This window comes from Leifsonia sp. T36S-04 (genome assembly GCF_042465655.1).
GTDB lineage: Bacteria > Actinomycetota > Actinomycetes > Actinomycetales > Microbacteriaceae > Leifsonia.
Genome location: NZ_CP146286.1, coordinates 2,463,995 through 2,483,587, shown reverse-complemented (window position 1 = coordinate 2,483,587; position 19,593 = coordinate 2,463,995). Strand labels below are relative to the sequence as shown.

General features: G+C 69.5%; 17 protein-coding genes. 10 read left to right on the top strand and 7 right to left on the bottom strand.

Annotated elements, in window-relative coordinates:
* The first annotated feature begins 8 nt into the window (after positions 1-8).
* From P3F85_RS12065 to P3F85_RS12055, 3 genes are read left to right on the top strand one after another with little or no spacing between them, the layout of a single operon-like run.
* The gene (locus P3F85_RS12065; RefSeq protein WP_374007810.1) at positions 9-1,127 is read left to right on the top strand and encodes an adenosine deaminase; all 1,119 of its coding nucleotides are present in this window, start codon (positions 9-11) and stop codon (positions 1,125-1,127) included.
* Between the two features lie 24 nt (positions 1,128-1,151).
* Complete coding sequence (locus P3F85_RS12060) at positions 1,152-1,613, top strand: PTS sugar transporter subunit IIA (RefSeq protein ID WP_374007808.1); 462 nt, start codon at positions 1,152-1,154, stop codon at positions 1,611-1,613.
* Between the two features lie 13 nt (positions 1,614-1,626).
* On the top strand, positions 1,627-1,899 hold the full coding sequence (locus P3F85_RS12055) for a PTS sugar transporter subunit IIB (protein WP_374007806.1): 273 nt from the start codon (positions 1,627-1,629) through the stop codon (positions 1,897-1,899).
* 8 nt (positions 1,900-1,907) lie between these two features.
* Here the strand turns inward: P3F85_RS12055 and P3F85_RS12050 are convergent, their stop codons facing one another.
* The 3 genes from P3F85_RS12050 to P3F85_RS12040 all read right to left on the bottom strand — a co-directional run bounded on the left by P3F85_RS12050 (position 1,908) and on the right by P3F85_RS12040 (position 5,701).
* Entirely contained in the window at positions 1,908-3,086 is a 1,179-nt protein-coding gene (locus P3F85_RS12050) for a Fic family protein (RefSeq protein WP_374007804.1), read from the bottom strand.
* 81 nt (positions 3,087-3,167) lie between these two features.
* A complete protein-coding gene (locus tag P3F85_RS12045) occupies positions 3,168-4,871 on the bottom strand; it encodes a phospho-sugar mutase (RefSeq protein WP_374007802.1) in 1,704 nt (567 codons plus the stop codon).
* A complete protein-coding gene (locus P3F85_RS12040) occupies positions 4,868-5,701 on the bottom strand; it encodes a purine-nucleoside phosphorylase (protein WP_374007800.1) in 834 nt (277 codons plus the stop codon). The genes P3F85_RS12045 and P3F85_RS12040 overlap by 4 nt, the downstream gene beginning before the upstream one ends.
* A gap of 85 nt (positions 5,702-5,786) precedes the next feature.
* Here P3F85_RS12040 and P3F85_RS12035 point away from each other — a divergent pair, with 85 nt between their 5' ends.
* Both P3F85_RS12035 and P3F85_RS12030 read left to right on the top strand, forming a co-directional pair.
* Entirely contained in the window at positions 5,787-7,223 is a 1,437-nt protein-coding gene (locus P3F85_RS12035; protein WP_374007798.1) for an NAD(P)H-quinone dehydrogenase, read from the top strand.
* A gap of 16 nt (positions 7,224-7,239) precedes the next feature.
* Positions 7,240-9,144, top strand: coding sequence for a cation:proton antiporter (locus tag P3F85_RS12030; protein WP_374007796.1), 1,905 nt, complete (start codon positions 7,240-7,242; stop codon positions 9,142-9,144).
* Between the two features lie 199 nt (positions 9,145-9,343).
* On the opposite strand, the gene P3F85_RS12025 is transcribed toward P3F85_RS12030, so the two are convergent.
* Both P3F85_RS12025 and P3F85_RS12020 read right to left on the bottom strand, forming a co-directional pair.
* A complete protein-coding gene (locus P3F85_RS12025) occupies positions 9,344-11,113 on the bottom strand; it encodes a biotin carboxylase N-terminal domain-containing protein (protein ID WP_374007794.1) in 1,770 nt (589 codons plus the stop codon).
* A 94-nt stretch (positions 11,114-11,207) separates the two neighbouring features.
* Positions 11,208-11,846: a nucleoside triphosphate pyrophosphatase gene (locus P3F85_RS12020; RefSeq protein WP_374010923.1), complete on the bottom strand. Its 639-nt coding sequence runs from the start codon at positions 11,844-11,846 to the stop codon at positions 11,208-11,210.
* A gap of 24 nt (positions 11,847-11,870) precedes the next feature.
* On the opposite strand from P3F85_RS12020, the gene P3F85_RS12015 reads away from it, so the two are divergent.
* From P3F85_RS12015 to P3F85_RS12000, 4 genes are read left to right on the top strand one after another with little or no spacing between them, the layout of a single operon-like run.
* Positions 11,871-13,280, top strand: coding sequence for a class I SAM-dependent RNA methyltransferase (locus P3F85_RS12015; protein WP_374007792.1), 1,410 nt, complete (start codon positions 11,871-11,873; stop codon positions 13,278-13,280).
* Positions 13,281-13,324: 44 nt separating this feature from the next.
* A complete protein-coding gene (locus tag P3F85_RS12010; protein WP_374007790.1) occupies positions 13,325-13,984 on the top strand; it encodes a response regulator in 660 nt (219 codons plus the stop codon).
* On the top strand, positions 13,971-15,275 hold the full coding sequence (locus P3F85_RS12005; RefSeq protein ID WP_374007789.1) for an ATP-binding protein: 1,305 nt from the start codon (positions 13,971-13,973) through the stop codon (positions 15,273-15,275). Before P3F85_RS12010 ends, P3F85_RS12005 begins: the two co-directional genes overlap by 14 nt.
* The gene (locus P3F85_RS12000; RefSeq protein ID WP_374007788.1) at positions 15,272-16,297 is read left to right on the top strand and encodes a hypothetical protein; all 1,026 of its coding nucleotides are present in this window, start codon (positions 15,272-15,274) and stop codon (positions 16,295-16,297) included. Before P3F85_RS12005 ends, P3F85_RS12000 begins: the two co-directional genes overlap by 4 nt.
* 561 nt (positions 16,298-16,858) lie before the next feature.
* Here P3F85_RS12000 and P3F85_RS11995 read toward each other — a convergent pair.
* Both P3F85_RS11995 and P3F85_RS11990 read right to left on the bottom strand, forming a co-directional pair.
* Entirely contained in the window at positions 16,859-17,113 is a 255-nt protein-coding gene (locus tag P3F85_RS11995; protein WP_374007786.1) for an acyl-CoA carboxylase epsilon subunit, read from the bottom strand.
* Positions 17,110-18,756: an acyl-CoA carboxylase subunit beta gene (locus P3F85_RS11990; RefSeq protein ID WP_374007785.1), complete on the bottom strand. Its 1,647-nt coding sequence runs from the start codon at positions 18,754-18,756 to the stop codon at positions 17,110-17,112. Before P3F85_RS11990 ends, P3F85_RS11995 begins: the two co-directional genes overlap by 4 nt.
* A 70-nt stretch (positions 18,757-18,826) precedes the next feature.
* Here P3F85_RS11990 and P3F85_RS11985 point away from each other — a divergent pair, with 70 nt between their 5' ends.
* Positions 18,827-19,588, top strand: a complete 762-nt coding sequence (locus P3F85_RS11985) for a biotin--[acetyl-CoA-carboxylase] ligase (RefSeq protein ID WP_374007784.1) — start codon at positions 18,827-18,829, stop codon at positions 19,586-19,588.
* The last annotated feature ends 5 nt before the right edge of the window (positions 19,589-19,593 follow it).

The following is a 19,593-nucleotide window of genomic DNA, read 5'->3' as shown; positions in this document are numbered from 1 at the left end:
TTGGATTCATGAGCGACGCCTGGAACGAGTACGCACTAGCCGACGGCACCGAGATCCGTCCGCTTCCGAAGGTCTCCCTGCACGACCACCTCGACGGCGGTCTCCGCCCGGCCACCGTGCTGGAGCTCGGAGCCGAGATCGGGCTGGAGCTTCCGGCGCAGGATGCATCCGCGCTGGGCCGCTGGTTCGCCGAGAAGTCGAACTCCGGTTCGCTCGTCGAGTACCTGAAGACGTTCGACGTGACCACCGCCGTCATGCAGACGCGCGAGGGCCTCAGTCGCGTCGCCCGGGAGTTCGTTCAGGACCTCGGCGAGGACGGCGTCGTGTACGGGGAGGTCCGCTGGGCTCCCGAGCAGCACCTCTCGAACGGCCTGACCCTCGACGAGACCGTCGATGCGGTCCAGGAAGGCATCGAGCAGGGCATCCAGGATGTGCGCGACGCCGGTGGCCGCATCCGCGTCGGCCAGCTGGTGACCGCGATGCGGCACAACGACCGGGGGCTCGAGATCGCTGAGCTCGCCGTGCGTCACCGCGACCGCGGCGTGGTCGGTTTCGACATCGCCGGTCCCGAGGCGGGCTTCCCCGCGTCGAACCACCGTGCGGCGTTCGACTACCTGGCCGCGGAGTTCTTCCCGGCGACCGTCCACGCGGGCGAGGCGGACGGCCTCGACAGCATCCGCAGCGCCCTCCTCGACGGCCGGGCGCTCCGCCTGGGCCATGGTGTCCGCCTCGCGGAGGACATCACCATCGAGCGCCAGGACGACGAGAACACCTACGTGACGCTGGGCTCGCTGTCGCAGTGGGTGAAGGATCGCGAGATCGCCCTCGAGACGAGCCCGACCTCCAACCTGCAGACGGGCGCGATCGCCGCGTGGGGCGACGACATCCTCGACCACCCGTTCGATCTGCTCTACCAGCTGGGCTTCCGCGTCACCGTCAACACCGACAACCGGCTGATGAGCGGGACGACGCTCACGCGTGAGCTGAGCATCCTGGCCGACGCGTTCGCGTACGACCGCACCGACCTCGAGATCTTCCAGCTGAACGCCGCCGCGGGTGCGTTCCTGCCGCTCGAAGAGCGTGAGGAACTGGCCGAGATCATCACAGCGGGTTTCGAGGGTTCCTGACGCCCCGCGCGTTACGCTGAACTCATGTCCCTGCCTCCGCTGCCAGATTCCGCCATCACTGTCGGCGCGCATGCGGCCGACTGGCGTGAGGCGGTCGAACTCGCGGGCGAGGCGCTGGCCCGCTCGGGTGCGACGGAGCAGGGGTACGGGCGCCGCATGATCCAGGTGATCGAGGAGTTCGGCGCCTACATCGTCATCGCCCCGGGCCTCGCGCTCGCACACGCCCGGCCCGGCCCGGACGTCAATTCGGACGGCCTCTCGGTGGTCACGCTCGACGAGCCGGTCGTGTTCGGGCACCCGCACAACGACCCGGTGTCGGTGGTGCTCGGCCTCGCCGTCTCCACTCCGGAGGCCCACGTGACGAGCGTCGCCGAGCTCGCGAACATCTTCAACGACCCGGACGCGATCCCCGCCCTCGCCGCGGCGACGAGCCGTGCCGACGTTCAGCGCATCCTCACGGTGAGTGAAGAAGAGGCCGCGCGATGACGGGCGGGCAACCGTGAAGATCGTCGCCATCTGCGGTGTCGGAGTCGGCACCTCTGGCATCCTCAAGGTCAACGCCGAACGCGTGCTCGACCGGCTCGGGATCGACGCCGACGTCACCGCGTCGGACGCCGCCCACATCAGCGAAGCGGCAGCCGACGCCCAGGTCGTGCTGACCTCGCCCGAGCTCGTGGATCGGATCGGACGCACCAACGCCGACGTGATCGTGGTGCACAACTACTTCGACCTCGAGGAGCTGGAGCGCAAGCTCGATGAGGCCCTCGGCTAGAGCGGCCGTCAGGGCCGTGCTCGACGCCCGCTTCGCTCTGCGAAAGCCGTCAGCGCGTCGAGGACGTCGCTATTGATCCACGTCCGGTTTCGATGAGCCGAGTTTCCTCGGACGAGGACTCCCCGCTCGACCAACGTATCGAGACCGTTCGTCACAGCCGGGCGACTCGCTCCCGTGACGTGCGCCGCCGTCGTTGCGTTGAGGACCGGGTACTCGATCGATAGCTCCGCAAGCGCCCGTGCCACCGCATCCGACCGGATCCCGGAAAGTCTCTGGCTCCACTCCTCGCGAGAAGCGCCGATGTCGTTCGCCAACTCATCAGCGTTCGCGACGGCCTTCAACGCGGCATCGGAGAACACGCTCACGATCGGTTCGGCCTCCCCGCGACGGAAAGCGGTCAGGGCGTCGAAATAGCGTTCGAGGTCGGTGAGCAGCCCGGCCGAGACGGGGACGGCGAGATGGCGAAGGATGCCGCCGTGACGCAACATCGCGTGCGCCAGGGCCCGACCCGTGCGGCCGTTGCCATCAGGGAACGGGTGGATGGTCTCGAATTGCGCGTGAGCGATGGCGACCTGCGCGAGGACGGGGATATCGACTCGGCGGATGAACGCGACCAGGTCGTCCATCGCTGCCTGCACCCTGTCGTAGTGCGGCGGTACGAACGACGCCTTGTGCGGAAGCTGACCGCCGATCCACACCTGCTCCTGCCGGTATCCGCCGGTCATGTGTGGTGCGGAGTCACCGAGGAGGGCTTCGTGCATGGTGATGATGGACGCGTTCTCGATATCCTCTGCCAGCGCGAGAGCGGCCTCCATCGCACGGACATTGCTGAGGATCAGGTCGGCGTTTCCGTGGGTCCGCTCCCCGATGACTGCCTCTGCGATAGCCCGCGGACCGGCGGTGAGGTTCTCGATCTGCGAGCTCGAGGCGGACTCGGTGCGAAGGAGGACTGCCGAGAACGGCGCGATGAAGGATGCCCGTTCGCTGTCGAAGCGAACCAGTTCGCGTGTGGCGTCGTCCGCCTCAGAGAGGACGTCGGCCGAAAGAGTGAACGACTCCGCGGCGATGGAGGCGGGAACGGCGGCGTCGTAAGGCTCCCGGCGGAGTAACTGCATCCGCCGAGAGGCGTAGTGCGGTTCGGTGTCGGCGGGCAGCGTCCTACGCTCGTACGAAAGCTCGTGCGACATCCTTTCACCTCCCGCTGCCTTATGAAAGGATAAAGCTCTAACCTTTCATAAGGCAAGCGGGAGCGAAAGGTTGTTCCGTCGCTACGCGGTCAGCAGCCGCATCGCCTCGGCGAGGGCCGCGACGCGCGCGGTGGCGGTCGCCCGACGCTCGTCGACGGAGCCGTCGTCGCTGGAGGCGTCGATGTAGATCTTGAGCTTCGGCTCGGTGCCGCTCGGGCGGACCATGACGCGGGAACCGTCCTCGAGCAGGATCCGCAGCACGTCGCTCGGCGGCAGGCCGCCGAAGCCGTCGATCAGGTCGTCGATCTGCGTGACCCGCACGTCGCCCAGGTGGCTGGGCGGCGTCGACCGGAGAGCGGACATGATCTCGCCGATGCGCGACAGGTCGGTGACCCTCAGCGAGATCTGGTCGCTGGCGAAGAAGCCGAACCGCTCTGCGAAGGCGTCGAGCCGCTGCCCGATGGTCGAGCCGGTGGCCGCCAGATCGTTCGCCAGGTCGAGGAACGCGACGGCGGCCGAGATTCCGTCCTTGTCGCGGACGGTCTCCGGGTTGACCAGGTAGCCGAGAGCCTCCTCGTAGCCGTAGACCAGGCCCGGAGCGCGCGACACCCACTTGAAGCCGGTCAGGGTGTCCGCGAAGTCCATCCGGTACGCGCGGGCGACTGCCGCGAGTGCGGGTGACGAGACGATCGAGCAGGCCAGCGTCCCGAGGTCCCCACGCTCGCCTGCGCGCGCCACCGCGAGCTCGGCGGCGCGCCAGCCCAGCAGCGCGCCGACCTCGTTGCCGGACAGGCGGCGGTATCCGTCGGAGAGCGACGAGTCGGGAACGGCGACGGCGAGGCGATCCGCGTCCGGGTCGTTCGCGATGACCAGGTCCACTCCGGCCGCGCGGGCGGTCGCGAACGCGAGGTCCATCGCGCCCGGCTCCTCGGGGTTCGGGAAGCTGACCGTCGGGAACGCCGGGTCCGGCTCGATCTGTTCGGCGACCGGCGTGGGGGAGGCGAATCCGGCGCGCGCGAACACCTCCCGCGCGGTGCGCCATCCGACGCCGTGCATGGCGGTGTACGCGAAGGAGACGGCGTCGCGGGGCGCCTCGGTCGCGGCCACGGCGACGGTGGCGTCGATGTACGCCTGCTCGACCGCGTCGGGCGCGACCTCGTAGCGGTCCGACCGCGGAAGCTCGGCGATGCTGCCGTTCGCGACATCCAGGATGTGCGCTGCGATCTCGGCGTCGACCGGCGACACGATCTGCGAACCGTGGTTCTCGCCGCCGAGGTACACCTTGTAGCCGTTGTCGTTGGGCGGATTGTGGCTGGCCGTCACCATGACGCCCGCGCTGACCTCCAGGTGCCGGACGGCGAACGCCAGCACGGGGGTCGGCAGGAGGCGGGGGAGCAGGATGGCGCGGACGCCGGCGCCCGCCATGAGCTCCGCAGTGTCGCGGGCGAAGACGTCGGAGTTCTTGCGGCCGTCGTAGCCGATGACGACGGACGGCGTGCCGCCCTCGGCGTGCTCCAGCAGCCAGCGGGCGAAGCCGGCGGCGGCCTGGGCGACGAGGACGCGGTTCATGCGGTTGGGGCCGGCGGCGATGGCGCCGCGGAGGCCGGCGGTCCCGAAGGCGAGACGCTCATCGAAACGCGAGTGCAGCTCGGCCACAGCCTCGGCCGAGTCCGCTTCGGCGGCGACGATCAGCGCCTCCAATTCGTCCCGGGTCTCCGGGTCCGGGTCCTGCGCCAGCCAGGCGCGGGCCTCGGTGAGAAGCTGCGGGGTGTCCGTCCCGGTCACAGTGCCTCCACGATCTGGGCGAGGAGGGCGCTGATCACCGGCTCCGCGGCGCGGCCGGCCTCGATGACCTCCTGGTGGCTGAGGGGGGTCTTCTGGATGCCCGCGGCCAGGTTGGTGATGAGCGACATCCCCAGGATCTCCATCCCGGCCTGTCGCGCAGCGATCGCCTCGAGGGCGGTGGACATGCCGACGATGTGACCGCCGACGGCCTTCGCCATCTGCACCTCGGCGGGCGTCTCGTAGTGCGGTCCGCGGAACTGCGTGTAGACCCCCTCGTCCAGAGACGGGTCGATGGTGTGGGCCAGATCGCGCAGCCGCTTCGAGTATAGGTCGGTGAGGTCGATGAAGGTGGCGCCCTCGAGCGGCGAGTCGGCCGTCAGGTTGATGTGGTCGCTGATCAGGACCGGTGTTCCCGGCTTCCAGTGGTCCTTGATACCGCCTGCGCCGTTGGTGAGGACCATCGTGGTCGCTCCCGCGGCCGCGGCCGTGCGGACGCTGTGGACGACGCGGCGGACGCCGTGGTTCTCGTAGTAGTGGGTGCGGGCGCCGATCACCAGCGCGTGCTTGCCGTTCGGCAGGCGCACCGAGCGCAGCGTCCCGACATGCCCCTCGAGGGCCGGCTTGCTGAAGCCGACGATCTCGGTGGCGGGCACGGTCGCGACGGTCTCGCCGATGAGGTCGGCCGCCTTGCCCCAGCCGCTGCCCAGGGTGAGCGCGATGTCGTGGCGCTTCACCCCTGTCTTCTCGGCCAGTTGAGCGGCGGCTTCACGCGCGACCTCGAAGGGGTCGGCAGCAGGGTCGTCGAGCGGGTTGGTGAAGGAATCCGACATGATTCAACTCTACTGAGCCGCCGTCTTCGCACAGGCCAGCAGCGGGATGCGCATCGGTGCACCCCCATACGGAACAATGGGATCCATGGCGTATGAATTCGAGCGCAAGCAGCGCATCGCAGTGCTCGGCGGCGGTCCCGGTGGGTACGAGGCGGCGCTGGCGGGCGCTCAGCTCGGTGCCGACGTCACGATCGTCGAGCGCTCCGGCGTCGGCGGCTCGGCCGTCATCACGGACGTGGTCCCGTCGAAGAGCCTGATCGCGACGGCAGAAGCGACCAACTCGATCGGTGAGGCCACCGACCTCGGCGTCCAGTTCTTCCACCGCGGAGAGACCGGCAAACCGGTACGCCCGGAGATCGCGGTCAACCTGGCGGCGGTCAACAAGCGGCTGATGGGGCTGGCCCGGCAGCAGTCGGAGGACATGCGGGCCGAACTCGTCCGGTCGGGGGTGCGCATCGTCAGCGGCGAAGGCCGGCTCGACGGCAACGGAGCCATCATCGTCTCCACGGCGAAGGGCGACACCGGCACCGACTTCGACCGGGTCGAGGCCGACACGATCGTGGTCGCGGTCGGGGCGAGCCCGCGCATCCTGCCATCGGCGATGCCCGACGGAGAACGCATCCTCACCTGGACGCAGCTGTACGACCTGCAGTCGGTGCCCTCCCACCTGATCGTGGTCGGGTCGGGTGTCACGGGTGCCGAGTTCGCCTCGGCGTACAACGCGCTCGGCTCGAAGGTGACGCTCATCTCATCGCGTGACCAGGTCCTCCCGGGCGAGGATGCGGACGCTGCAGCCGTGATCGAGAACGTCTTCCGGCGCAACGGCATGCAGGTGCTCTCGAAGTCCCGGGCCGAGTCGGTGGTCCGCACCGAGAACGGCGTGGTGGCGACCCTCACCGACGGGCGCACGATCGAAGGCTCGCACTGCCTCATGGCGGTGGGGTCCGTGCCGAACACCGCTGGGATCGGGCTCGAGGAGGCCGGTGTCCAGCTCACGCCGAACGGCAACATCCGGGTCAACCGGGTGGCCCGCACGTCCATCCCGAACATCTACGCCGCGGGCGACTGCTCCGACTCGCTTCCACTCGCCTCCGTCGCCTCGATGCAGGGCCGCACGGCGGTCTTCCACGCGATGGGGGATGCCGTGAACCCGATCGAGCTGCGCAACGTCAGCTCGAACATCTTCACCCAGCCGGAGATCGCCACCGTCGGCTGGAGCCAGAAGCAGATCGAGGAGGGCATCGCCCAGGGCGACATCTACAAGCTGCCCCTCAAATCCAACCCGCGGGCGAAGATGCTGGGCATCCGGGACGGCTTCGTGAAGCTGTTCGCGCGCACCGGTTCGGGCACGGTGATCGGAGGCGTCATCGTGGCACCGCGAGCCTCTGAGCTGATCTTCCCGCTGGCGCTCGCCGTCGAGCAGCGCCTCACGGTCGACCAGGTCGCTCGCGCGTTCACGGTCTATCCCTCGCTCTCGGGCTCGATCACCGACGCGGCCCGCGCAATGCACATCGTGCTCTGACGGGAGGGCCGGGGGGATGGAGATCGGGCTCGTCGTCGGTGTCCTCGCCGTCCTCGCGATCGCAGCTGCCACGACCATCGGGCCCAAGTTCGGGGTGGCGTCGCCGCTGATCCTGGTGGTGCTCGGCATCCTGGTCAGCCTGCTGCCGTTCGTTCCCGCGGTGACCATCGAGCCCGAGTGGATCATCGCCGGCGTGCTGCCGCCCCTCCTGTACTCGGCATCGGTCTCCATGCCCGCGATGAACTTCCGCCGGGAGTTCGGAGCGATCGGGGGTCTTTCCGTCCTCCTCGTGATCGTCAGCTCCGTGCTGCTCGGGCTGTTCTTCGCGTGGGTGATCCCCGGGCTCGGTCTGGGCTGGGGAGTCGCCCTGGGTGCGATCGTCAGTCCCACCGACGCCGTCGCCACAGGCATCGTCAAACGGGCAGGAATCTCGCCACGCGTCGTCGCCATCCTCGAAGGCGAGAGCCTGCTCAATGACGCGACCGCGCTGGTGCTCCTCCGCGCCGCGATCGCCGCCGCGGCCGTCGCGTCCTTCACGGTGGGTGAGGTCACGCTGACCTTCCTCTACTCGGTACTGGTCGCCGTCGTCTTCGGGGCGGCGGTCGGGTGGCTGAACCTGATGGTCCGTCAGCGGGTGAAGGATGCGACCGTCAACACGGCCATCTCGTTCACGGTGCCGTTCCTCGCATCCATCCCCGCCGAGGCGCTCGGTGCATCGGGACTCGTCGCGGCCGTGGTCGCGGGACTCGTCACCGGCAGCCGGGCGCCGAGGCTGCTGTCCCCCGAGCACCGCCTCTCGGACACGCAGAACTGGCGCACAGTGGAACTCATCCTCGAGGGGCTCATCTTCCTCACGATGGGACTCGAACTCTTCGGCATCGTGCAGAACGTGCAGAACGACCATGCGGGAGTGCTGCCGGCAATCGGGATCGCCGCGGGGGCTCTTCTGCTGACGATCGTGGTGCGCGCGGGGTTCGTCGCCCCGCTGCTCGCGCTGCTGGCGCGGCGGCATCGCCGCGGGCAGCGGATACGGCCACGGCTGGAACAGCTGCAGCAGCATCTCTCGGACCCGGAGGCGGTGCAGCGGGGGATCGCTCAGCGCGTCGCGGCCCCGGAGGAGCGTGCGCTGACGACCGGTGCGGGTGACGGCGCGGGGGAGGACGCGGATACGGCTGCGGCGCCGGGGGAGCAGGGGGAGCCGGGGGTTGACGGGTCGGAGGCCGCCCTCGCCGCGCTCGCCGCGCCCCGTGTTCCAGACGCCGTCTTCCCGGGCCCCCTGCTCGACCCGGCGGGAGGCAGGCCGGTCTCGCCCAAACAGGCGGAGCGCCGTCGTCGGCGCCTCGCCCGCCGCGGCATCCCCTCGGTCGAGAACTTGACACGGTTCGGGACGCGGCTGCGCCGGCTAATCGCGGACATCGAGTACTTCACGGGAGCACCGCTCGGCTGGCGCGAGGGTGCCATCGTCGTCTGGGCCGGCATGCGCGGTGCGGTCACCGTAGCGGCCGCGCAGTCGTTGCCCCACGACACCCCCGGGCGGTCCGTGCTGGTGCTGATCGCCTTCCTGGTGGCCGCCGGTTCGCTGCTGCTGCAGGGCGGGACCCTCGGGCTCGTGCTGCGACTCGTCAAGCCGGCCGGGGCGGACCCGCAGTCGGAGCGCGACGAGCGCAGACGGCTCATGGAGTTGCTGTACGAGGCGGGCAGGACCGTGCCGCTGCCGGCCACCACGGACCGGACGCCGGAGGCGTTCGCCGCGCACAAGGCCGCGCGCCTGGCCCGCCTGCGTGCTCAGCGCGACGCGCTGCTCGATGCGCGCGACGACGGAACGTTCAGCGCGGACGTGCTGGCCGGTGCACTGAGCAACCTGGATGCGGACGAGATCAGCATCGACCTCAAAGGCGACCCCACCGAAGCGACCGGCTGAGACGGGCTGGTTGAATCCGGAGGAGTTCTCGCGCTCCGCGCCTCCTTTCTCCTCCGTTCCCCGACAACGCCCGGCGTGTCGACGCTCATCTCCTTCCGCGGAGCATGGACACGTGTCAGCGGCGCGTGAATGGACGAAAGGAGGGACCATCGCCCGTTTCGGGCCCGGGTCCCTCCCTGGTCGGCTGTCGGGAAAGCGGTCAGACGATGTTGAGCAGGAGGTGGCCCGACGAGACCGTCTCTCCCACGGCGGCGTTCATGCCCGAAACGGTGCCGTCCTTGTGGGCAGTCAGCGGCTGTTCCATCTTCATCGCTTCGAGTACCAGCACGAGGTCGCCCTTCACCACGGGGTCGCCCTCGGCGACGGCGACCTTCACGACGGTGGCCTGCATCGGGGCGGTGACCGAGTCACCGGTCGCGGTGTCCACGCTGTGCGCAGCGCCACGACGGCGAGGTGCCGGAGCGGCAGAGGCTTCACCGCTTCCCGCACCGCCGTTGAGCAGGCGGGCCGGGAGCGACACCTCGATGCGCTTGCCCTCGACCTCGACCACGACGTTGCTGCGTCGTTCCGCCGAGGGCTGGTCGCCCAGCTCGCCGGACCACGGCTCGATCTCGTTGACCCACTCGGTCTCGATCCAGCGGGTGTACACGGAGAACGGCTCGCCGTCCTGGGGGGCGAAAGCCGGGTCGCGCACGATCGCTCGGTGGAACGGCAGCACGGTGGGCAGGCCGGCGACCTCGAACTCGTCCAGGGCACGGCGCGAGCGCTCGAGGGCCTCCTCCCGGCTGGAGCCGGTCACGATCAGCTTCGCGAGCATGGAATCGAACGCGCCGCTGATCACGTCGCCCGCCTGGATGCCGCTGTCGACGCGGACACCGGGACCACCGGCGGCCTTGAATACGTGGACCGGGCCGGGCGAGGGGATGAAGCCGCGGCCTGCGTCTTCGCCGTTGATGCGGAACTCGAACGAGTGGCCGCGCGGTGCCGGGTCGTCGTAGTCGAGCTCGCCGCCCTCGGCGAGCCGGAACTGCTCACGGACCAGGTCGATGCCGGTGACCTCCTCGGAGACCGGGTGCTCGACCTGCAGACGCGTGTTGACCTCCAGGAACGACACCGTGCCGTCCTTGCCGATGAGGAACTCGCACGTCCCCGCGCCCTGGTAGCCGACCTCCTTGAGGATGGCCTTGGACGACGAGTAGAGCTTCTCGGTCTGCTCGGGGGTCAGGAACGGCGCAGGCGCCTCCTCGACGAGCTTCTGGTGACGACGCTGAAGGGAGCAGTCGCGGGTCGAGACGACGACGACGTTGCCGTACGCGTCCGCGAGGCACTGGGTCTCCACGTGCCGCGGCTGGTCGAGGTACTTCTCGACGAAACACTCTCCGCGCCCGAACGCGGCGATGGCTTCGCGGGTGGCCGACTCGAAGAGCTCGCCGACCTCTTCACGGGTGCGGGCCACCTTGAGGCCACGACCGCCGCCACCGAAGGCCGCCTTGATGGCCACCGGGAGTCCGTAGACGTCGACGAAGTCGAGAACCTCGGCCGCGTCCGCGACCGGGTTCAGCGTGCCGGGAGCCAGAGGAGCTCCGACCTTCTCTGCCACGTGCCGCGCCGAGACCTTGTCCCCGAGGCGCTCGATCGCTTCGGGGGACGGGCCGATCCAGGTGAGGCCTGCCGCGATCACGGCGCGGGCGAAGTCGGCGTTCTCGGCCAGGAAGCCGTAGCCGGGGTGCACGGCGTCTGCGCCGGAGCGGCGGGCCACCGACAGCAGCTTGTCGATGACGAGGTAGGTGTCGGCGCTCGTCGTCCCGTCCAGCGCATACGCTTCGTCCGCGAGGCGCACATGGAGGGCGTCACGATCCTGGTCCGCGTAGACGGCGACCGAAGCGATGCCGCTGTCTTTCGCGGCGCGGATGACTCGGACAGCGATCTCGCCGCGGTTGGCGATCAAAACCTTGGTGATACGGGGCACAGTTCCCTAGCCTATTGCTCGATATCGAACGCGATTTGGCCGATCCCCACAAAAATGAGGGACCGGAAGCTCAAGGAGCCTACAACGGGACCGCTCAGCGACTCCGGTTCCACAGCGACGTCCAGTCCACACCGAGCTCGACGACGAGGTCGCGCAGGGTGGAGAGCGAGAGGCCCACCACCGTGCTCGGGTCGCCCTCGACACGCGTGATGAAGGGTCCGCCGAGGCTGTCGATCGTGAACGCACCGGCCACCTCCAGCGGTTCCCCGCTGGCGACATACGCGTCGATCTCGACGTCCGTCACGTCGGCGAACGTCACCGACGCCGCGGCGACTGCTCCGGCCGCGGCGTTCTCGCGGCCCTCCCGGTGGTCGATCAGCCAATGGCCGGAATAGAGCACACCGGTTCGTCCGCGCTGCTGCAGCCAGCGCTCGCGGGCGACCTCCGGAAGGTGCGGCTTGCCGTGGATGGCACCGTCGATCGCGAAAGCGGAGTCACCGCCCAGGATGAGACCGTCGATGGGCTCGCCCTCCAGCGTGCCGCGGACGGCCTCGGCCTTCAGGCGCGCCAGCAGTTGCACCATGGCACGCGCATCGAGCGGGCCGTGGTCGGCCTCGGCGGCGGCGACGGCTGCGGGCTCGTCGACGTGCGAGGGAACGACGACCGGCTCGACGCCGGCGGCGCGCAGCAGCGCGAGGCGGGCGGGCGACGTGGAGGCGAGGTAGAGGTGCATGGTCACCTGTGGAATGCTCGAAGGATGCCCCAAGAAGATGAGGGAGACCTCCCGAAGCGCGAGGTCGAGCTCGACATTACCAACGTCGCCCACGGCGGCGTGTTCGTCGCCCGTCACGAAGGCCGGGTGGTCTTCGTCCCCGACACGATGCCGGGGGAGCGCGTCCGCGTGCGAATCGGCGACAGCAGCCACGATCGGTTCTGGCGCGGTGAGGTGCTCGAGGTGCTGGAGGCGTCCCCCGAACGGCAGTCGCACGTGTGGTCGGCGGCATCGATCGAGCGACCGCCCGCCGAGCGAGCGGGAGGGGCGGAGTTCGGCCACATCCGGCTGGAGCACCAGCGCGAACTCAAGCTGCAGGTCCTCGAAGACGCCCTCGAACGCATGGCGAAGTTCTCACCGGAAGAGATCGCGACCGCCGGTGTCGACGGGGCGCGCGTGCGCGTCGAGCCGGTCGACGGCGAGACAGCGGACGGCACGGGATGGCGCACCCGGGTGCGCCTGCAGGTCGACGCCCACGGCAACCTCGGCCCGTTCGCGTCCCGCTCCCACACGGTGATCCCGGTGGACGACCTCCCGCTGGCGACTGCACTGGTCCAGGATGCGGTGCCGTTCGGGCAGCTTTTCCCCGGCGCGGAGTCGGTGGATGTGGTGGCGACCGGTGCCGGCACCTCGCACGTCCTCGTGAACGACGCTCCCGACCGCTCCGGCAACCGCGCCGGCAGCCGTGGCGGTGGGCGGCCGGGCGCTCGCGGCTCGAACCGCCGGACCGGTCGTGCCGCCGATCGCGGTGCCGACGGCCAGGGCACCCGCTCGGCGCGACCCCGCCGGCAGCCCGTCCCGATCCGGGAGCGCGTGGGTGACCGCGAGTTCCGCCTGGACGCCCGGGGTTTCTGGCAGGTGCACCGCGCCGCCGCTCAGACCCTCACGTCCGCGGTGCAGTCCGCCGTCGACGAGGCACTTTTCGATCCTCGAGCGGCGAACCTCGACCTCTACGGCGGCGTGGGGCTCCTCGCCGCCGCGCTGGGGGACCGCTTCGGCTCCACCCTGCGCATCACGTCGGTGGAGAGCAGTGAGGCGGCGACCGACGACGCCGCCGAGAATCTGGCCGACTGGGTCGGTGCAGCCGTGGTCACCGACCGCGTGGAGCGCTACATCACCCGGCTCGCCGCGGACGCATCGGCCGCAGAGCGCTCACGCCTGCGCGCAGCGACGATCGTCCTCGATCCGCCTCGCTCCGGGGCGGGACGCGAGGTCGTCGACGCCATCGCCTCGGTCACGCCTGCGCAGGTCGTCTACGTCGCATGCGACCCGGTCGCTCTCGCACGGGACCTCGCGTACTTCGGCGGCCACGGCTACCGATTGCAGGGGATGCGTGCATTCGACTTGTTCCCGAACACCCACCACCTGGAGGCGGTCGCCACTCTGACGCGCTGAGCGTGCCGCACGGGCAAATGCATTCACCCCCTACGATGGTCAACATGGTGCGGGTGGCAATCGTCGACGATCACGAATCGGTGCGCCTGGGGCTGAAGGCGGCCTGTCAGGATGCGGGGTACGAGGTCGTGCTCACCGCGCCCACGGTCGACGATTTCGTCGCCCAGCTGGGGTCGCAGGAGTGCGACGTGGTCGTGCTGGATCTGTCGCTCGGCGACGGCTCCAAAGTCACCGACAACGTCAAACGGGCGCAGGCCACCGGGGCTGCTGTGCTCGTGCACAGCATCGCCGACCGCGTCGCCAGCGTCCGCGAGGCCCTGGCCGCGGGAGCGGCGGGCGTGATCCCCAAATCCTCACCGACCACGACCGTCATCAGTGCGATCGCGACGGTCGCCCGCGGGGACGTGCTCAACAACCTCGAATGGGCGACGGCCATCGACGCCGACAGCGACTTCGCCAAGGCCCAGCTCGGCCGGCGCGAGCGCGACGTGCTCCACCTGTACGCCTCCGGGCTCCCGCTGAAAGCGGTCGCCGCCCAGCTCGGCATCGCCAACTCGACCGCCCGTGAGTACCTGGACCGCATCCGCGTGAAGTACGTGGAGGTCGGGCGGCCGGCCCCGACGAAGGTGGACCTGCTCCGGCGTGCGGTGGAGGACGGCATCCTTCCCGGACTCGATCCAGACACGGGTAATGAGCGTTCCTAGCGGGGTACGCCCGGGACTCCCGCTCGAGTCGGTGAAGCCCCGCAACCCCCTCAGTCGCGCTCGTATCGAGCGCATCGCCGATCGCACGGTCTCGGCTTTCGGCCTGGTGTTCGGACTCCAGACCCTCCCGGCGGCCCTCGGTCAGCTCAGCCATCTGCGCGAGCCGTGGGGCGCCGTGTTGATGGTCGCCATCTTCGGAGGCCTCGCGTTCACGGTGCTCCTCGCGATCATCCAGCGCGGGGTGAAGATCGCGATGGGCGTTCTTTCCGTCGTCTACCTGGTCGCGCTCGTCACCTGGCCGCTGCTGGTGGCCGACCCGGCCGCCTTCTCCGCCGACAAGCCGTGGCTCTGGTTCCTCTGCTCGGTCTTCACCGCCTTCGCCGCGGTCGCGTACCCGCTCTGGCTCGCCATCGCCTACACGTTCGCGGCGCCGATCGCGTACGGCGTCGTCCGCGCCCTTCCTGCGGGCGGCGGCGTCGGGCCCGAGCTGGCGGCGCTCGACGCGATCTATGCGACCATCCTTGGCGGCGTGATTCTGGCGATCATCGCGATGATGCGGCAGGCAGCGAGTGCGGTGGACACGGCCCAGAGTCAGGCGCTGGCGCGGTACGCGAACGCCGTCCGGCAGCACGCCACCGAGGTCGAACGCGTCCAGGTCGACGCGATCGTGCACGACAGCGTCCTGACCACGCTCCTCTCCGCTGCGTCGGCTCGGTCGCCCGAGCAGAAGGAACTCGCCGCCGCAATGGCGGCCGACGCGATCGGCCATCTGCACGCGGCCGAGGCGGCGACCCCGGAGGACCAGTCCGCCGTCGGGCTCGACCGACTCACCGAGCGGCTGCTGACGGCGGCCAATGCCTTCTCGTCGCCCTTCCAGGTGGAAGTGCGCGATGTGGAGGTCCACACCCTCCCGGTCAACGTCGCCGAGGCCGTGTACTCCGCGACCGTGCAGGCGATGGTGAACAGCATGCAGCACGCCGGCGGCGCGGACGTCGACCGGAGCGTCTCCATCCGCGGCGGCGGTCCTGCGGCCACGGTCCAGGTGGTGGTCCGTGATGACGGTCGCGGGTTCAGCGAGTCGGAGGTCCCGGCGGAACGACTGGGACTGCGCATCAGCATCCGGGACCGCCTCGCCAAAGTCGGAGGCCGGGCGAGGATCGAGTCGGAGCCAGGGGTCGGAACGACGGTGACCATCCTCTGGCCCTCGGCCGATCAGCACGTCGTCGGGGCGGCGGGTGCATCCGGAATGCACGAGCCTGTTGCCGCCGGCGGACCGGAGGTGGGCGAGTGATCACCCTCAACCGCCTCCTGTTCCTCAGCCTCGGAGCACTGTTCTCGGCGTACCACCTGTTCCTCGCGCTCTCGTCGCTCTCCACTCCGCGCGCGGCGGGAACCACGATCGTGGCGATGATCCTCTACGGAATCGCCACGGTGATGAGCCTGTGGCCGACCAGCCCGACGAAGATGCCGCTGTGGCTGGCCGCGTTCGATCTCGCCGTCTGCGTCGTGATCCCGATCCTCGTGACCATCGAGCTGGACCCCTCCAAGGACAACGGCTACGCCACCTGGTACGTCGCGGCCGTCGGCACACTGATGACGATCTGCGCCGTGCGGCGGCAGCAGATCGTGGCGTGGGCCGGTGTCGGCTTCCTTGCGGTCCAGACGGTCGTCTGGGCCGGTCCTGGTGCGCTCGCCGGACTGGGAGTGGTCGGCTCGGTCGTGTGGGTCGGCGTCGCGGTCGTCATCTCCGGCTCGCTGGCCAAGGCGGGCCGGGATGCGCTGCAGTTCGCCCGAGCCGAGCGTGAGGCGACGGAATGGCAGGCCGCGCAGGAGGCGCACGTGATGGAGCGTCAGTTGCGCCTCCGCCAGACCTATCGCGTGGCCGCACCCATGCTGGCCGAGATCGTCCGCCGCGGCGGGGACCTCACAGAGGCGGAGCGGCGGGAGTGCCGGTATCTGGAGGGTGCCATCCGGGACGAGATCCGGGGGCGGCGCCTGCTCAACGATGATGTTCGCCGTGAGGTGATGGATGCCAGGCGCCGTGGCGTGGTCGTCAGCCTGCTCGACGAGGGCGGCATCGACGACCTGGATCAGCGTGGACTCGAGGCGGTCCTGCGCCGTCTGGCCGAGGCGATCCGCGGCACGACGACCGACAAGCTCATCGTGCGCACGGTTCCGCGCTCCTCGAAGACTGCCGTCACCGTGGTCGGGCTGCGCATGTCGGACGACGGCGCGGCCAACGCGCTAGGTGCCGAGTCGGAGGACGACGAGGTCGACCTCTGGCTCGAGATCCCGCGCCCCGTCGCCTCCTGAGCCCCGGCACCCGCGAGATTCGTGACGAATCGCCGCTCTGGCGCGCCGATAGCGACGATTCGTGGCGAATCCCGCATTGGTCCGGCGTGAGACGTGCGATTTGCGCCAAATCGCGGTTCTGACGCGGGCATACCCGCGATTTGCGCCAAATCGTGCGGAGGGATCCGATACCCGCGATTTCCGCCAAATCGCGGTTATGGGGTCGCGATAACCGCGATTTGCGCCAAATCGCGCGGAGGGGGTGCGCGCGTTAACGGGGAAAGGGGCCGACACCCGAATTGTCGGCCCCTTTTCAAACCCCGAGTCAGGGCGACAACCCGAATATCGCCCTGACTCGCCCCCAAAGCACTCGCCCGCTTACCCTAGTCGGCGAGTGATTGGCGGTGTAACTCACGAGGAGAGACACCTAGCAATCTCTATAGTGGTCGGACTCCCAGTAAATACATAGTCGTCATTTTGGAGGACACTGGGGGACACCTCACGACCCCCGTTAGAGGCGCACGCCGTGGATGCGGCCCAGGCGGCAGCACAGCGCGCCCGGTTCGGGGTACAGAACGCCGCTCAGCCGGAGAACGAACGCCAAGCTCCGGCCCCCGGGCGCAGTTCGGGACGCAGCGCGCGCTGGGTGCGCGCCCACGCATCTGGACCTTGCTCGGTCCGGGCCTCGGCGTCGGCGGCCGCCTGTTCCGCAGCGGCCGCAGCCAGAACGGCGGTGACCGCGGCCACCTCTTCCGCCGTCACGCCGCGCGTGACGAACCGGAGCTGCGACGGGTCGAGCGGGGAAGGCCCCTCCTCCTTCGCGTGCGCGCCGCTCACAGCGGGATGTTCCCGTGCTTCTTCGGGGGAAGCGAGGCCCGCTTGGTACGCAGCGCGCGCAGCGCCTTGATGACCGAGACGCGCGTGGCGGCCGGCTCGATCACGCCGTCGAGCTCGCCGCGCTCGGCTGCGAGGAACGGGCTGGCCACGTTGTACGTGTACTCGTTGGCGAGCTTGGTCCGAACAGCTGCGACATCCTCGCCCGCCTCCTCGGCGCGCTTGATCTCACCGCGGTACAGGATGTTGACCGCGCCCTGCCCGCCCATGACGGCGATCTCCGCGGTGGGCCAGGCGAGGTTGATGTCCGCGCCCAGCTGCTTCGAGCCCATGACGATGTATGCGCCGCCGTAGGCCTTGCGCGTGATGATGGTCACGAGGGGGACGGTCGCCTCGGCGTAGGCATACAGCAGCTTCGCGCCGCGCCGGATGACGCCGGTCCACTCCTGGTCGGTCCCCGGCAGGTAGCCGGGCACGTCCACGAGGGTCAGGATCGGGATGCCGAAGGCATCGCAGAACCGGACGAACCGCGACGCCTTCTCGCCCGCGTCGATGTTGAGAGTGCCGGCCATGGCGCTCGGCTGGTTGGCGACGATGCCCACCGACCGTCCCTCCACCCGCGCGAACCCGATCACGATGTTCGGGGCGAACAGCGGCTGCACCTCGAGGAACTCGCCGTCGTCGACGACGCCGGCGATGATCGTCTTCACGTCGTAGGGCTGGTTCGGCGAGTCCGGGATGACCGTGTTGAGCCGGCGGTCCGCGTCCGTGATCTCGAGCTCCGGCTCCGCGTGGAAGGTGGGGAGCTCGGCGAGGTTGTTCTGGGGCAGATAGCTGAGCAGGGTGCGCGCGTAGTCGAGCGCGTCCTCCTCGTCGCTCGCCAGGTAGTGCGAGACGCCCGAGACCTTGTTGTGGGTGAGTGCACCGCCGAGCTCTTCGAATCCGACGTCCTCGCCGGTGACCGTCTTGATGACGTCGGGGCCGGTGACGAACATGTGGCTCGACTTGTCGACCATGATCACGAAGTCGGTGAGCGCGGGGGAGTAGACGGCGCCGCCCGCGGCCGGGCCCATGACGATCGAGATCTGGGGGATGACGCCCGAGGCGGCCGTGTTGCGGCGGAAGATCTCACCGTACTTGCCCAGCGCGACGACACCCTCCTGGATGCGGGCGCCGCCCGAGTCGAGGATGCCGATCATCGGGACGCCGGTCTTCAGCGCGTGGTCCATGACCTTGATGATCTTCTCGCCGGCCACCTCGCCGAGCGATCCGCCGAAGATGGTGAAGTCCTGGCTGAAGACCGCGACATTGCGGCCATGGATGGTTCCCACGCCGGTGACGACGGCGTCGCCGTACGGACGCTTGGCCTCCATCCCGAAGGCGTGGGTGCGGTGGCGTACGAATTCGTCCAGCTCGACGAAGGAGCCCTGATCGAGCAGCAGGTCGATGCGCTCGCGAGCGGTCAGCTTGCCCTTCGCGTGCTGCTTCTCGATCGCGGCCGCCCCGCTCGCCGTGACGGCTTCGTGGAACCGTTCCTTCAGGTCGGCGAGCTTGCCGGCGGTGGTGGTCAGGTCGGGGAGCTGTTCGGTCTGACGGTGTTCGGTGTCGGTCACGCGGTTCACTCTACCGGCCAGCCGATCGGGCATGTCGTTGACGAAACCCTACAAATCCACGCGCCTGCACTGGCAGAGTGGCCCAGTGCGAGAGACTTGGCTCGTGGAGTTCCGACGCAGCCGATCCATCGTCCCCGTCCTCGAGGTCGTGCCCGAGGCGGGCTCGACCAACGACGTGCTGAGCGCCCGCGCGGGCGACCTGCCCGATCTCGCCGTGCTCGTCACCGCCAATCAGACGGGCGGCCGCGGGCGGCTCGGGCGGGAATGGGTGACGCCTCCGGACACGGCGCTCGCGATCTCGGTGCTCCTCAAGCCTGTCGGGCTGCCGTCGGCGTCGTACGGCTGGTTCCCGCTGCTCGCGGGACTCGCGATGAGCCGCGCCCTCGGGCCGCTGGTCCCCGGCGGCGTTCAGGTGAAGTGGCCGAACGACGTCCTCATCGACGGTGACAAGGTGTGCGGCATCCTCGCCGAGCTGCTGCCCGGGATGTCGGCGCTGGTGATCGGAGCCGGCGTCAACCTCGTGCAGACGCGGGAGCAGCTTCCCACCGAGACGTCGACCTCGCTCGCGCTGGCCGGCGCGCAGGAGGTGGACCGGGATGCGGTGCTCTCGGCGTACCTCATCCACCTGTCGACCCTGTACCGCGACTTCCTCACGGCCGGGGGCGACCCGATCCGGAGTGCGCTGCGCGACGAGGTGATCGAGGCCTGCCACACGATCGGTCGTGCGGTGCGAGTGCAGCTCCCCTCGGGTGACGATCTGCTCGGCACGGCGGTCGACATCGACCACGACGGACGGCTGATCGTGGAGTCGGATGCGGGCCGCACCGCGGTCGCGGCGGGCGACGTGACCCACCTGCGGTATTAATTGAG

Coding starts and splice junctions, on each gene's coding strand:
- P3F85_RS12065 (WP_374007810.1), top strand. CDS start 9: ATGAGCGACGCCTGGAACGAGTACGCACTAGCCGACGGCACCGAGATC.
- P3F85_RS12060 (WP_374007808.1), top strand. CDS start 1,152: ATGTCCCTGCCTCCGCTGCCAGATTCCGCCATCACTGTCGGCGCGCAT.
- P3F85_RS12050 (WP_374007804.1), bottom strand. CDS start 3,086: ATGTCGCACGAGCTTTCGTACGAGCGTAGGACGCTGCCCGCCGACACC.
- P3F85_RS12040 (WP_374007800.1), bottom strand. CDS start 5,701: ATGTCGGATTCCTTCACCAACCCGCTCGACGACCCTGCTGCCGACCCC.
- P3F85_RS12035 (WP_374007798.1), top strand. CDS start 5,787: ATGGCGTATGAATTCGAGCGCAAGCAGCGCATCGCAGTGCTCGGCGGC.
- P3F85_RS12030 (WP_374007796.1), top strand. CDS start 7,240: ATGGAGATCGGGCTCGTCGTCGGTGTCCTCGCCGTCCTCGCGATCGCA.
- P3F85_RS12020 (WP_374010923.1), bottom strand. CDS start 11,846: ATGCACCTCTACCTCGCCTCCACGTCGCCCGCCCGCCTCGCGCTGCTG.
- P3F85_RS12015 (WP_374007792.1), top strand. CDS start 11,871: ATGCCCCAAGAAGATGAGGGAGACCTCCCGAAGCGCGAGGTCGAGCTC.
- P3F85_RS12010 (WP_374007790.1), top strand. CDS start 13,325: ATGGTGCGGGTGGCAATCGTCGACGATCACGAATCGGTGCGCCTGGGG.
- P3F85_RS12005 (WP_374007789.1), top strand. CDS start 13,971: ATGAGCGTTCCTAGCGGGGTACGCCCGGGACTCCCGCTCGAGTCGGTG.
- P3F85_RS11990 (WP_374007785.1), bottom strand. CDS start 18,756: ATGCCCGATCGGCTGGCCGGTAGAGTGAACCGCGTGACCGACACCGAA.